Genomic DNA, 12,371 nt, shown 5'->3' on the forward strand with positions numbered 1-12,371 from the left:
CATGAACCGATTCCTCCGGGCGCTGGCCGCGCCCCTGCTCGCCCTGTGCTGCCTGGCCGCCCAGGCCCAGACCCCGCAACCGCCCGAGATCGCCGCCCGCAGCTACCTGCTGGTGGACATCACCGCCAACCAGGTCCTGGTGGGCCGCGACATCGACTCGCCGGTCGAGCCCGCCTCGCTGACCAAGCTGATGACGGCCTACCTGGTCTTCGACGCGCTCAAGGCCAAGAAGCTGACCCTGACCCAGACCCTGCCGGTGAGCGAGCGCGCCTGGAAGATGCCGGGTTCGCGCATGTTCATCGACCCCAAGATGCAGGTGCCGGTGGAGGACCTGATCAAGGGCATGATCGTCCAGTCCGGCAATGACGCCACGGTGCTCCTGGCCGAGGCCGTGGGCGGCAGCGTCGAGCGCTTCGTCCAGCTGATGAACGACCAGGCCAAGGCCCTGGGCATGAAGGGCACCAGCTACCGCAACCCCGAGGGCCTGACCGCCGCCGGCCACATCACCACCGCGCGCGACCTGAGCATCCTGGCCACCCGCCTGATGCAGGACTTTCCGGAGTACGTGGGCTACTACGCCATCAAGAAGTACCACTACCCGGGCACGCCGGCGACCAACGACACCAACCGGAACATGCTCCTGTTCCGCGACCCGACGGTGGACGGCCTCAAGACCGGCCACACGGACGCCGCGGGCTACTGCCTGATCGCCACCGCCAGGCGCGACTTCCCGAACGTGGGCAGCCGCCGCCTGCTGTCCATCGTGCTGGGCGCGGCCAACGAGAACGCCCGGGCCGGCGAGTCGCAGAAGCTCCTGAACTGGGGCTACACCGCCTACGAGGCGGTCAAGCTGTTCGATGCCAACCAGGCCGTGGTCACCCCCGATGTCTGGAAGGGGACCGAGGGCAAGGCCAAGCTCGGCCGCCCGCAGCCCATCGTGGTGGCCGTGCCCGCGGGCATGGCGGCCCGGATCAAGACGCAGGTCGTGCGTCCCGATCCCCTGGTGGCGCCCCTGGCCCGTGGCCAGGCGGTGGGTGTGCTGAAGGTTTCGGCCGCTGACCAACCGGTGGTGGACGTGCCCCTCGTGGCCCTGGAGGCCGTGCCCCAGGCCGGCGTGCTGGGCCGCGCCTGGGACGCCGTGCGCCTCTGGATCAAGTAATACGAAAAGTTTAACTCCGGCCCGCTGGCCGCGCCAGGTTTGCCTCTGGCGGGGCCGCGGGATATACTGGAGGGCTTTCCCGCTATTGGGGCGGGGAATTTGTGCCTGCCGTGTTTGCGCTTTTGCTCCTGCTGGAGCCGGGGCGCATGCGTTTCGGTCCCTGCTGGGGCCTGGCGTACCGGCAGATTGTTTGAAGACGTTTAGGGACGTTTAATGCCAACCATCAACCAACTCGTGCGTCAGGGCCGGGAGGTCGAAAAGACCAAATCCAAGAGCCCCGCGATGCAAAACAGCCCCCAGCGTCGTGGCGTGTGCACCCGCGTGTACACCACGACCCCCAAGAAGCCGAACTCCGCGCTGCGTAAGGTCGCCAAGGTGCGCCTGACCAACGGCTTCGAGGTCATCTCCTACATCGGCGGTGAAGGCCACAACCTGCAGGAACACTCCGTGGTGCTCGTGCGCGGCGGCCGTGTCAAGGACCTGCCCGGTGTGCGTTACCACATCGTCCGCGGTTCGCTGGACCTGCAAGGCGTGAAGGATCGCAAGCAGGCCCGCTCCAAGTACGGCGCCAAGCGCCCGAAGAAGGCCTAAGCGGTCATTCGTTCATCGGTGCTGGAGCCGCCTTGGCAGGCTGGTCCGGCGTAGTGACCCCAAACAGGCATGTCGCCTGCGGGTCGAGTAAGTGAGGGTCCTGATGGCTCTCGCGGCAATCCCGGAAGGGTGCGCCAACTGAAGCAATTGAAGAGGTAAGAAATGCCACGTCGTCGCGAAGTCCCTAAACGTGAAATCCTGCCGGATCCCAAGTTCGGCAATGTCGAGCTCGCCAAGTTCATGAACGTGATCATGCAAGGCGGCAAGAAGGCGGTCGCCGAGCGCATCGTCTATGGCGCACTCGAGCAGATCGAGAAGAAGCAGCCGGGCAAGGACCCGCTGGAAGTCTTCACCACCGCCATCAACAACATCAAGCCGATGGTGGAAGTGAAGTCCCGCCGCGTCGGCGGCGCCAACTACCAGGTGCCCGTCGAAGTGCGCCCGGTGCGTCGCCTGGCCCTGTCCATGCGCTGGCTCAAGGAAGCCGCCAAGAAGCGTGGCGAGAAGTCGATGGCCCAGCGCCTGGCCAACGAGCTGATGGAAGCCACCGAAGGCCGCGGTGGTGCCATGAAGAAGCGTGACGAGGTTCACCGCATGGCCGAGGCCAACAAGGCCTTCAGCCACTTCCGCTTCTAAGCAATTCCTCCCCTGGATGACGGGCCCGCCACGAGCGGGCCCGAATCCGTTTCAACCGAAAGAGATTCATCATGGCCCGCAATACGCCCATCGAGCGCTATCGCAACATCGGCATCTCCGCGCACATCGACGCCGGCAAGACCACGACCACCGAGCGCATCCTGTTCTACACCGGCGTGAACCACAAGATCGGCGAAGTGCACGACGGCGCCGCCACCATGGACTGGATGGAGCAGGAGCAGGAGCGCGGCATCACGATCACGTCCGCCGCCACGACCTGCTTCTGGAAGGGCATGGACCTGTCCTACCCCGAGCACCGCTTCAACATCATCGACACCCCCGGCCACGTGGACTTCACCATCGAGGTGGAGCGTTCCATGCGCGTGCTGGACGGCGCCTGCATGGTGTACTGCGCCGTGGGTGGCGTGCAGCCCCAGTCGGAAACCGTCTGGCGCCAGGCCAACAAGTACAAGGTGCCCCGCCTCGCGTTCGTCAACAAGATGGACCGTACCGGCGCCAACTTCTTCAAGGTCTATGACCAGATGCGCCTGCGCCTGAAGGCCAACCCCGTGCCGATCGTGATCCCGATCGGTGCCGAGGAAAACTTCAAGGGCGTGGTCGACCTGCTCAAGATGAAGGCCATCATCTGGGACGAAGCCTCCCAGGGCATGAAGTTCAACTACGAGGACATCCCGGCCGACCTGGTCGAGTCCGCGAAGGAATGGCGCGAGAAGATGGTTGAAGCGGCTGCCGAGGCCAGCGAAGACCTGATGAACAAGTACCTGGAAGAGGGCGACCTCTCCGAGGAAGAGATCAAGCTGGGCATCCGCACCCGCACGATCGCGACCGAGATCCAGCCGATGCTGTGCGGCACCGCCTTCAAGAACAAGGGTGTGCAGCGCATGCTGGACGCCGTGATCGACTTCCTGCCCTCCCCGGTGGACATCCCCCCGGTGGCCGGCACGGACGAAGACGAGCAGCCCACCAGCCGCAAGGCCGACGACAACGAGAAGTTCTCCGCCCTGGCGTTCAAGCTGATGACCGACCCGTTCGTGGGCCAGCTGACGTTCGTGCGCGTGTACTCCGGCGTGCTGTCCAAGGGCGACACCGTGTACAACTCGGTGCGCGGCAAGAAGGAGCGTATCGGCCGTATCGTGCAGATGCACGCGAACAACCGCCAGGAAGTGGACGAGATCCGCGCCGGCGACATCGCCGCCTGCGTGGGCCTGAAGGACGTCACCACCGGTGAAACCCTGTGCGATCCGGAATCCGTCGTGACCCTGGAGCGCATGGTCTTCCCCGAGCCGGTGATCCGCCAGGCCGTGGAGCCCAAGTCCAAGGCCGACCAGGAGAAGATGGGCATCGCCCTGTCCCGCCTGGCCGCTGAAGACCCGTCCTTCCGCGTGCAGACCGACGAAGAGTCCGGCCAGACCATCATCGGCGGCATGGGCGAACTGCACCTCGAAATCATCGTCGACCGCATGAAGCGCGAGTTCGGCGTGGAAGCCAACGTGGGCAAGCCCCAGGTGGCGTACCGCGAAACCGTGCGCAAGCAGGTCACCGACGTCGAAGGCAAGTTCGTTCGCCAGTCCGGCGGCAAGGGCCAGTACGGTCACGTCGTGTTCACGCTCGAGCCGCAGGAAGCCGGCAAGGGCTTCGAATTCGTCGACGCCATCAAGGGCGGCGTGGTGCCTCGCGAGTACATCCCGGCGGTGGAAAAGGGCGTGATCGAAGCCCTGAACTCCGGCGTGCTGGCCGGCTACCCCGTCGTTGACGTCAAGGTCACCCTGACCTTCGGTTCGTACCACGACGTGGACTCGTCCGAGCAGGCGTTCAAGATGGCCGCCATCTTCGGTTTCAAGGAAGCCGCCAAGAAGGCCAACCCCGTCATCCTCGAGCCCATGATGGCCGTGGAAGTCGAGACGCCCGAGGACTACGCCGGCAACGTGATGGGCGACCTGTCCTCCCGCCGTGGCATGGTCCAGGGCATGGACGACATGGTCGGCGGCGGCAAGGCCATCAAGGCCGAGGTCCCGCTGTCCGAAATGTTCGGCTACTCGACCACGCTGCGTTCGATGTCGCAGGGCCGTGCCACGTACACGATGGAGTTCAAGCACTACGCCGAAGCTCCGAAGAACGTGGCCGACGCGATCGTCGCGGCTCGCGCCAAGTAAACCAGCGCTGATTTTCAGCCGGTCTGCGACCGCATGCCCCACGTTGCCCGTGGCGTGGGATCCAGCAATGCGGTGCAGACCTAAAACCTGTACACGGGCGTTGCTCTTTGGAGTTTTTGAAAATGGCAAAAGGTAAATTCGAGCGGACCAAGCCGCACGTGAACGTGGGCACCATTGGCCACGTGGACCACGGCAAGACCACCCTGACGGCGGCGATCACCACCGTGCTGGCCACCAAGTTCGGCGGCGAAGCCAAGGCCTACGACCAGATCGATGCGGCCCCGGAAGAGAAGGCTCGCGGCATCACGATCAACACCGCCCACGTCGAGTACGAGACGGCCAACCGCCACTACGCCCACGTGGACTGCCCTGGCCACGCCGACTACGTCAAGAACATGATCACCGGCGCTGCCCAGATGGACGGCGCCATCCTGGTGTGCTCGGCCGCTGACGGCCCGATGCCCCAGACCCGTGAGCACATCCTGCTGGCCCGCCAGGTGGGCGTGCCCTACATCATCGTCTTCCTGAACAAGTGCGACATGGTCGACGACGCCGAGCTGCTCGAGCTGGTGGAGATGGAAGTGCGCGAGCTGCTGTCCAAGTACGACTTCCCTGGCGACGACACCCCGATCATCAAGGGTTCGGCCAAGCTGGCGATGGAAGGCGACAAGGGCGAGCTGGGCGAAGGCGCGATCCTGAAGCTGGCCGAGGCCCTGGACTCCTACATCCCCACGCCTGAGCGTGCGGTTGACGGCGCGTTCCTGATGCCGGTGGAAGACGTGTTCTCGATCTCTGGCCGCGGCACCGTGGTGACCGGTCGCGTCGAGCGCGGCATCATCAAGGTCGGCGAGGAAATCGAGATCGTCGGTATCAAGCCGACCCTGAAGACCACCTGCACGGGCGTGGAAATGTTCCGCAAGCTGCTGGACCAGGGCCAGGCTGGCGACAACGTGGGTATCCTGTTGCGCGGCACCAAGCGTGAAGAAGTCGAGCGCGGCCAGGTGCTGTGCAAGCCCGGCTCCATCAAGCCGCACACGCACTTCACCGCCGAGGTGTACGTGCTGTCCAAGGACGAAGGTGGCCGTCACACGCCGTTCTTCAACAACTACCGTCCGCAGTTCTACTTCCGTACCACGGACGTGACCGGCGCGATCGAGCTGCCGAAGGACAAGGAAATGGTCATGCCTGGCGACAACGTGACGATCACCGTCAAGCTGATCGCCCCGATCGCCATGGAAGAAGGTCTGCGCTTCGCCATCCGCGAAGGCGGTAAGACCGTCGGCGCCGGCGTCGTTGCCAAGATCATGGAGTAATCAGATGGCCCAGCAAAAGATCCGTATCCGCCTCAAGGCCTTCGATTACAAGCTGATCGACCAGTCTGCCGCCGAGATCGTCGACACCGCCAAGCGCACCGGCGCGATCGTCAAGGGCCCCGTGCCCCTGCCGACCCGCATGAAGCGCTTCGACATCCTGCGTTCGCCGCACGTCAACAAGTCGTCGCGCGACCAGTTCGAGATCCGCACGCACCAGCGCCTGATGGACATCGTCGACCCGACCGACAAGACGGTTGACGCCCTGATGAAGCTGGACCTGCCGGCCGGCGTCGACGTCGAAATCAAGCTGCAGTAATACCAACTGCTTCTCTTGAGGCCCGCCCTTGCCAGCAATGGTGAGGGCGGGCTATAATTTGTGGCTCCGCCCATTTTGGGTGGGGCTTTCATTAACCTTCTTTCGCCGTTTCCACCGCTTTTTGCGACTGGGGACGTCAAACGCAGAAGCCAATTGAAGCGGCTGCGGCGGAAGCAACGGAGTAACAAACATGAGTCAGAGCAACTCCCTCGGGTTGCTGGGCCGCAAGGTGGGCATGATGCGCCTGTTCACCGATGACGGGGACGCAGTGCCCGTCACGGTGGTGGACGTGTCCAACAACCGTGTGACCCAGGTCAAGACCCAAGAGAACGACGGCTATGTGGCCCTGCAGGTCACGTTCGGTTCGCGCAAAGCTTCGCGCGTGACCAAGCCGCAAGCCGGCCACCTCGCCAAGGCGGGTGTCGAAGCCGGTGAGATCGTCCAGGAATTCCGCGTCACCGCCGAAGCCGCCGCCAAGTACGCCGCTGGCGCCGTGGTGCCTGCTGCCGACGTGTTCGCCGTGGGCCAGAAGGTCGACGTGCAGGGCACCTCGATCGGTAAGGGCTTCGCCGGCACGATCAAGCGTCACAACTTCGCTTCGCAGCGCGCCTCGCACGGTAACAGCCGCTCGCACAACGTCCCGGGCTCGATCTCGATGGCCCAGGATCCGGGCCGCGTGTTCCCCGGCAAGAAGATGTCCGGCCACCTGGGCGACGTGACCGTCACCACCCAGAACCTGGACGTGATCCGCATCGACGAAGCCCGTCAGCTGCTGCTGATCAAGGGTGCCATTCCCGGCTCCAAGGGCGGCTTCGTCACCGTGCGTCCGGCCGTGAAGGCCAAGGTCAAGGGAGCCCAGTAATGCAACTCGAACTCCTGAACGACCAGGGCCAGGCCGCGTCCAAGTTTGACGCCCCCGAGACCGTGTTCGGCCGCGAGTACAACGAAGACCTGGTTCACCAGATCGTCGTCGCCTACCAGGCCAATGCCCGTCAAGGCACCCGCGCCCAGAAGGACCGCGAGCAGGTCAAGCACTCGACCAAGAAGCCGTTCAAGCAGAAGGGCACCGGCCGCGCCCGCGCCGGTATGACCTCCTCGCCCCTGTGGCGTGGCGGCGGCCGCATCTTCCCGAACAGCCCGGAAGAGAACTTCACCCAGAAGATCAACAAGAAGATGTACCGCGCCGGCATGGCCTCCATCTTCTCCCAGCTGGCCCGTGAAGGCCGTCTGGCCGTGGTCGACTCCATCAAGGTGGACTCGCCCAAGACCAAGCCGCTGGCTGCCAAGTTCAAGGCCATGAACCTGGACTCCGTCCTGGTCATCGCCGAGGAAGTGGACGAGAACCTGTACCTGGCCTCGCGCAACCTGGTCAACGTGCTGGTTGTCGAGCCCCGCTACGCCGATCCGCTGTCGCTGGTGCACTACAAGAAGGTCCTCGTGACCAAGGGCGCCGTCGAGAAGCTCAAGGAGATGTTCGCATGAGCCGTGTGAACCCCACCCCCGCCGAACGCAAGTTCGATGAAGGCCGTCTCATGCAGGTCCTCGTCGCCCCGATCGTCTCCGAGAAGGCGACCGCCGTGGCCGAGAAGTCCAATGCTGTGACGTTCAAGGTGCTGCAAGACGCCACCAAGCCCGAGATCAAGGCCGCCGTTGAACTGATGTTCAAGGTCGAGGTCACCGGCGTCTCCGTGGTGAACACCAAAGGCAAGACCAAGCGCTTCGGCCGCTCGGTGGGCCGCCGCGACAACGTGCGCAAGGCCTACGTGACGCTCAAGCCGGGTCAAGAGCTCAACCTCTCTGGGGAGGCTGCTTAATCATGGCCGTCATCAAGATGAAACCGACCTCGCCCGGCCAGCGCGCCGTGGTCAAGGTCACGCGTGACCACCTGTACAAGGGTGAGGCCTACGCGCCCCTGCTGGAACCCCAGCACCAGAAGTCTGGCCGCAACAACAACGGCCACATCACCGTTCGCCACAAGGGCGGCGGCCACAAGCACCACTACCGTGTGGTGGACTTCCGTCGCAACAAGGATGGCATCCCCGCCAAGGTGGAGCGCATCGAGTACGACCCGAACCGCACGGCCCACATCGCCCTGGTGTGCTATGCCGACGGCGAGCGTCGCTACATCATCGCCCCGCGTGGCCTGGAAGTCGGCGCAACGCTGCTGTCCGGTTCGGAAGCCCCGATCCGCGCTGGCAACACCCTGCCGATCCGCAACATCCCGGTGGGCTCGACCATCCACTGCATCGAGCTGCAACCCGGCAAGGGCGCGCAGATCGCCCGCTCGGCTGGCGCCTCCGCCACCCTGCTGGCTCGCGAAGGCATCTACGCCCAGGTTCGCATGCGCTCCGGTGAAGTGCGCAAGATCCACATCGAGTGCCGCGCCACCATCGGTGAGGTCGCCAACGAAGAGCACAGCCTGCGCCAGCTCGGCAAGGCCGGTGTGAAGCGTCACATGGGCATTCGCCCGACCGTCCGTGGTACCGCCATGAACCCGATCGACCACCCGCACGGTGGTGGTGAAGGTCGTACCGGCGAAGGCCGCGTGCCGGTGGACCCGTGGGGTAACCTGACCAAGGGCTACCGCACCCGTAACAACAAGCGCACGCAGGTCATGATCGTGTCGCGTCGCAAGAAGTAAGGGGTAGCCAATGACTCGTTCTCTCAAAAAGGGTCCGTTCGTTGACCATCACCTGGTCGCCAAGGTCGAGAAGGCCGTGGCCACCAAGGACAAGAAGCCGATCAAGACCTGGTCGCGTCGCTCCATGATCCTGCCCGAGTTCATCGGTCTGACGATCGCCGTCCACAACGGCAAGCAGCACGTGCCCGTCTACGTCACCGACCAGATGGTGGGTCACAAGCTGGGCGAATTCGCCCTGACCCGTACCTTCAAGGGTCACCCCGCGGACAAGAAAGTCCAGAAGAAATAAGGAATGACCATGGAAACTCGTGCAGTCCTCCGGGGCGTCCGTCTTTCGGTCGACAAGGGCCGTCTGGTCGCTGATCTGATCCGCGGCAAGAAGGTGGATCAGGCTCTGAACATCCTGAACTTCACGCAGAAGAAAGCTGCCGTGATCGTCAAGAAGGTTCTGGAGTCCGCCATTGCCAACGCCGAGCACAACGACGGTGCCGACATCGACGAACTGAAGGTCAAGACCATCTACGTCGAGCAGGGCGCCACCCTCAAGCGCTTCACCGCGCGTGCCAAGGGTCGCGGCAACCGCATCAGCAAGCCCACGTGCCATGTGTACGTGACCGTCGGTAACTAAGGCCTAGGAAGAACATGGGACAGAAAATCCATCCGACCGGCTTCCGCCTTGCGGTCAGCCGCAACTGGGCCAGCCGCTGGTACGCCAACAACCGTGACTTCGCCGGCATGCTGGCCGAAGACATCAAGGTGCGTGAGTACCTGAAGGCCAAGCTGAAAAACGCCGCCGTGTCGCGCGTGCTGATCGAGCGCCCTGCCAAGAACGCCCGCATCACGATCTTCTCGGCTCGTCCGGGCGTCGTGATCGGCAAGAAGGGCGAGGACATCGAGAACCTGAAGAAGGAACTCTCGACCCGCCTGGGCGTGCCCGTCGCAGTGAACATCGAGGAAGTGCGCAAGCCCGAAGTCGATGCCCAGCTGATCGCCGACAGCATCACCCAGCAGCTCGAAAAGCGCATCATGTTCCGCCGCGCCATGAAGCGCGCCATGCAGAACGCGATGCGCCTGGGCGCCCAGGGCATCAAGATCATGTCCGCCGGCCGCCTGAACGGCATCGAGATCGCCCGTACCGAGTGGTACCGCGAAGGCCGTGTGCCGCTGCACACCCTGCGCGCCGACATCGACTACGGCTTCTCCGAAGCCAAGACCACCTACGGCGTCATCGGCGTCAAGGTGTGGGTCTACAAGGGCGACACGCTGGGTCGCGCTGACGCTCCCTCGCTGGACAGCACCCCCCGCCCCGAAGGCGAGGAGCGTCGCGGTCCGCGCGGCCCGCGTCGTGACGGCCAGCGCCCCGGTGGCGACCGCCGTGGCGGCCCGCGCCGTGCCGGCGCCGGCAACGTGGCCCCCGCTGACGGCAGCGACAAGCCGCAAGAAGCAACCGCAGGTGCCGATGCACCGAAATCTGCCGTTAAGCGCGTGACCCGCAAGGTTGCCGCGCCGGGCGCTGCGTCCGACGGCAAAGGAGAGTAAACATGCTGCAACCCGCTCGCCGGAAATACCGTAAAGAGCAAAAGGGCCGCAACACCGGCATCGCCACCCGGGGCAACTCGGTGGCCTTCGGTGACTTCGGCCTGAAGTCCACGGACCGTGGCCGCCTGACGGCCCGCCAGATCGAGGCCGCGCGTCGCGCGATCTCCCGTCACGTCAAGCGTGGCGGCCGCATCTGGATCCGTGTGTTCCCCGACAAGCCGATCTCCCAGAAGCCTGCTGAAGTGCGTATGGGTAACGGCAAGGGCAACCCCGAGTACTACGTGGCTGAGATCCAGCCGGGCAAGGTGCTGTACGAGATCGTCGGCGTCCCCGAGGAACTCGCTCGCGAAGCGTTCAAGCTGGCTGCCGCCAAGCTGCCGCTGCGCACCACGTTCGTCAGCCGCATGCTCGGCGCTTGATTCAGGAGAACATCGACATGACGAAATCTGCTGAACTGCGCCAGAAGGACGTTGCCGGCCTGGAAGCCGAGGTCAAGGATCTGCAAAAGGCCCATTTCGGCCTGCGCATGCAGAAGGCCACGCAACAACTGAACAACACCGCCACGCTGCGCGCCACGCGCCGCGATATCGCTCGCGCCAAGACCATCCTGGCCCAGAAGCGTGCGGAATCCGCCAAGTAAGGAGTGAACATGACGGAAGCCAAAACCTCCCTCAAGCGCACCCTGATCGGCAAGGTGGTGAGCGACAAGCGCGCCAAGACCGTGACGGTCCTGGTCGAGCGTCGCGTGAAGCACGAGCTGTACGGCAAGATCGTTGCCAAGTCCAGCAAGTACCACGCGCACGACGAGAAGGGCGAGTACCACATCGGTGACATCATCGAGATCACCGAGTCCCGCCCGATCTCCAAGACCAAGAACTGGGTTGCGACCCGCCTGGTCGAGAAGGCCGCCGAGGTCTGATACCCCGGCCCTGCGCGCCCTTTGAAAACGGCCCACAATCGTGGGCCGTTTTTCTTTTTCAACAACACACAAGGAACAACACCCATGATCAAGGTCGGAGACACCCTCCCCGGCGCCACGCTGCAGGAGTACTCGGAAGTCGAGGGCAATGGCTGCAGCATCGGCCCCAACCCGGTCGACGTCGCCAAGTCCGCCGCCGGCAAGACCATCGCCATCTTCGGCCTGCCCGGCGCCTTCACGCCGACCTGCTCGGCCAAGCATGTGCCCGGCTATGTCGAGAAGGCCGCCGAGCTCAAGGCCGCGGGTGTCGACGAGATCTGGTGCGTGAGCGTGAACGACGCCTTCGTGATGGGCGCCTGGGCGCGTGACCAGAAGACCGACGGCAAGGTGCGCATGCTGGGTGACGGCAGCGCCGACTTCACCAAGGCCACCGGCCTGACGCTGGACCTCACCGCGCGCGGCATGGGCCTGCGCAGCAACCGCTACTCGATGCTCGTCAAGGACGGCAAGGTCGTCTCGCTGAACATCGAGGCGCCGGGCAAGTTTGAAGTGAGCGACGCGGCCACGATGCTGGCCCAGGCCAAGGGCTGAGCCCTCGGCCGTCAGCTCAAAGGTCGACCTTGAGGTAGTGCGCCCCCGCGATGGGGTTGTGGTAGTAGGGGGGGATCTCCTCGAACCCCAGCTCCTCGTAGAGGGCGCGCGCGGCCTCCATGTCGCTGAGCGTGTCGAGCAGCACGCTCGCGTAGCCGCCCTGGCGGGCCGCGTCGAGCGTGGCCTCGGCCAGCCGGCGACCCAGGCCGAAGCCGCGGAACGCCTTGCGCACGTACAGGCGCTTCATCTCGGCGGCGTTGGGATAGTCGCTCGAATCCAGGGGCCGCAGCGCGCAGCAGCCGGCAATCGCACCGTCCACCGCAGCCAGGAGCAGCGCGCCGCGCGGCGGCGCGTAATCACCGGGCAGGTCGCGCAATTCACCCTCGAAGTCCTGGAAGCACAGGTCGATGCCCAGGCCTTGCGCGTACTCGCGAAAGATGGCGCGGACGGTGTCGAGGTGCTCGCCCGGGTGGGCGGCGATCAGCTGGATCT

Annotated in this window: 18 protein-coding genes; 17 read left to right on the plus strand and 1 reads right to left on the minus strand. The window is 64.6% G+C overall.

What is annotated here, in order from left to right; genetic code table 11:
- Position 1: 1 nt before the first annotated feature.
- From ACFQZY_RS09480 to ACFQZY_RS09560, 17 genes are all read left to right on the plus strand, one after another.
- Positions 2 to 1,159 carry a D-alanyl-D-alanine carboxypeptidase family protein gene (locus tag ACFQZY_RS09480; RefSeq protein ID WP_377415383.1) on the plus strand — a complete coding sequence of 386 codons (1,158 nt, stop codon included), beginning with the start codon at positions 2 to 4 and terminating at the stop codon, positions 1,157 to 1,159.
- A 213-nt stretch (positions 1,160 to 1,372) separates the two neighbouring features.
- Positions 1,373 to 1,750 (plus strand): 30S ribosomal protein S12, encoded by a 378-nt coding sequence (gene rpsL / locus ACFQZY_RS09485; protein ID WP_027477404.1) that lies wholly within the window; start codon positions 1,373 to 1,375, stop codon positions 1,748 to 1,750.
- Between the two features lie 162 nt (positions 1,751 to 1,912).
- The gene (gene rpsG / locus ACFQZY_RS09490) at positions 1,913 to 2,386 is read left to right on the plus strand and encodes a 30S ribosomal protein S7 (RefSeq protein ID WP_377415384.1); all 474 of its coding nucleotides are present in this window, start codon (positions 1,913 to 1,915) and stop codon (positions 2,384 to 2,386) included.
- A 71-nt stretch (positions 2,387 to 2,457) separates the two neighbouring features.
- The gene (fusA, locus tag ACFQZY_RS09495; RefSeq protein ID WP_377415385.1) at positions 2,458 to 4,560 is read left to right on the plus strand and encodes an elongation factor G; all 2,103 of its coding nucleotides are present in this window, start codon (positions 2,458 to 2,460) and stop codon (positions 4,558 to 4,560) included.
- Between the two features lie 122 nt (positions 4,561 to 4,682).
- The gene (gene tuf, locus ACFQZY_RS09500; protein ID WP_377415386.1) at positions 4,683 to 5,873 is read left to right on the plus strand and encodes an elongation factor Tu; all 1,191 of its coding nucleotides are present in this window, start codon (positions 4,683 to 4,685) and stop codon (positions 5,871 to 5,873) included.
- 4 nt (positions 5,874 to 5,877) lie between these two features.
- A complete protein-coding gene (gene rpsJ / locus ACFQZY_RS09505) occupies positions 5,878 to 6,189 on the plus strand; it encodes a 30S ribosomal protein S10 (RefSeq protein WP_145895499.1) in 312 nt (103 codons plus the stop codon).
- A 190-nt stretch (positions 6,190 to 6,379) separates the two neighbouring features.
- Entirely contained in the window at positions 6,380 to 7,051 is a 672-nt protein-coding gene (rplC, locus tag ACFQZY_RS09510) for a 50S ribosomal protein L3 (RefSeq protein ID WP_377415387.1), read from the plus strand.
- Positions 7,051 to 7,671: a 50S ribosomal protein L4 gene (rplD, locus tag ACFQZY_RS09515; protein WP_377415388.1), complete on the plus strand. Its 621-nt coding sequence runs from the start codon at positions 7,051 to 7,053 to the stop codon at positions 7,669 to 7,671. Before rplC ends, rplD begins: the two co-directional genes overlap by 1 nt.
- Complete coding sequence (rplW, locus tag ACFQZY_RS09520; protein WP_377415389.1) at positions 7,668 to 8,003, plus strand: 50S ribosomal protein L23; 336 nt, start codon at positions 7,668 to 7,670, stop codon at positions 8,001 to 8,003. Before rplD ends, rplW begins: the two co-directional genes overlap by 4 nt.
- A 2-nt stretch (positions 8,004 to 8,005) precedes the next feature.
- Positions 8,006 to 8,830 carry a 50S ribosomal protein L2 gene (gene rplB, locus ACFQZY_RS09525; protein ID WP_377415390.1) on the plus strand — a complete coding sequence of 275 codons (825 nt, stop codon included), beginning with the start codon at positions 8,006 to 8,008 and terminating at the stop codon, positions 8,828 to 8,830.
- Positions 8,831 to 8,840: 10 nt separating this feature from the next.
- Positions 8,841 to 9,119 (plus strand): 30S ribosomal protein S19, encoded by a 279-nt coding sequence (gene rpsS / locus ACFQZY_RS09530; RefSeq protein ID WP_377415391.1) that lies wholly within the window; start codon positions 8,841 to 8,843, stop codon positions 9,117 to 9,119.
- A gap of 9 nt (positions 9,120 to 9,128) precedes the next feature.
- On the plus strand, positions 9,129 to 9,458 hold the full coding sequence (rplV, locus tag ACFQZY_RS09535; RefSeq protein WP_013899634.1) for a 50S ribosomal protein L22: 330 nt from the start codon (positions 9,129 to 9,131) through the stop codon (positions 9,456 to 9,458).
- Positions 9,459 to 9,472: 14 nt separating this feature from the next.
- Positions 9,473 to 10,369, plus strand: coding sequence for a 30S ribosomal protein S3 (gene rpsC / locus ACFQZY_RS09540; RefSeq protein ID WP_377415392.1), 897 nt, complete (start codon positions 9,473 to 9,475; stop codon positions 10,367 to 10,369).
- A gap of 2 nt (positions 10,370 to 10,371) precedes the next feature.
- Entirely contained in the window at positions 10,372 to 10,788 is a 417-nt protein-coding gene (rplP, locus tag ACFQZY_RS09545; protein ID WP_377415393.1) for a 50S ribosomal protein L16, read from the plus strand.
- A 17-nt stretch (positions 10,789 to 10,805) separates the two neighbouring features.
- Entirely contained in the window at positions 10,806 to 11,009 is a 204-nt protein-coding gene (gene rpmC, locus ACFQZY_RS09550) for a 50S ribosomal protein L29 (RefSeq protein ID WP_377415394.1), read from the plus strand.
- 9 nt (positions 11,010 to 11,018) lie between these two features.
- Positions 11,019 to 11,288, plus strand: a complete 270-nt coding sequence (rpsQ, locus tag ACFQZY_RS09555; protein WP_377415395.1) for a 30S ribosomal protein S17 — start codon at positions 11,019 to 11,021, stop codon at positions 11,286 to 11,288.
- A gap of 84 nt (positions 11,289 to 11,372) precedes the next feature.
- Positions 11,373 to 11,879, plus strand: a complete 507-nt coding sequence (locus ACFQZY_RS09560) for a peroxiredoxin (protein WP_377415396.1) — start codon at positions 11,373 to 11,375, stop codon at positions 11,877 to 11,879.
- A gap of 16 nt (positions 11,880 to 11,895) precedes the next feature.
- Here ACFQZY_RS09560 and ACFQZY_RS09565 read toward each other — a convergent pair whose 3' ends face one another.
- Positions 11,896 to 12,369 (minus strand): GNAT family N-acetyltransferase, encoded by a 474-nt coding sequence (locus ACFQZY_RS09565; protein ID WP_377415554.1) that lies wholly within the window; start codon positions 12,367 to 12,369, stop codon positions 11,896 to 11,898.
- Positions 12,370 to 12,371 lie beyond the last annotated feature (2 nt).

Origin of the sequence: Ramlibacter sp. GCM10027632 (assembly GCF_042675325.1) — a bacterium.
Taxonomy (GTDB): Bacteria; Pseudomonadota; Gammaproteobacteria; order Burkholderiales; family Burkholderiaceae_C; genus Ramlibacter.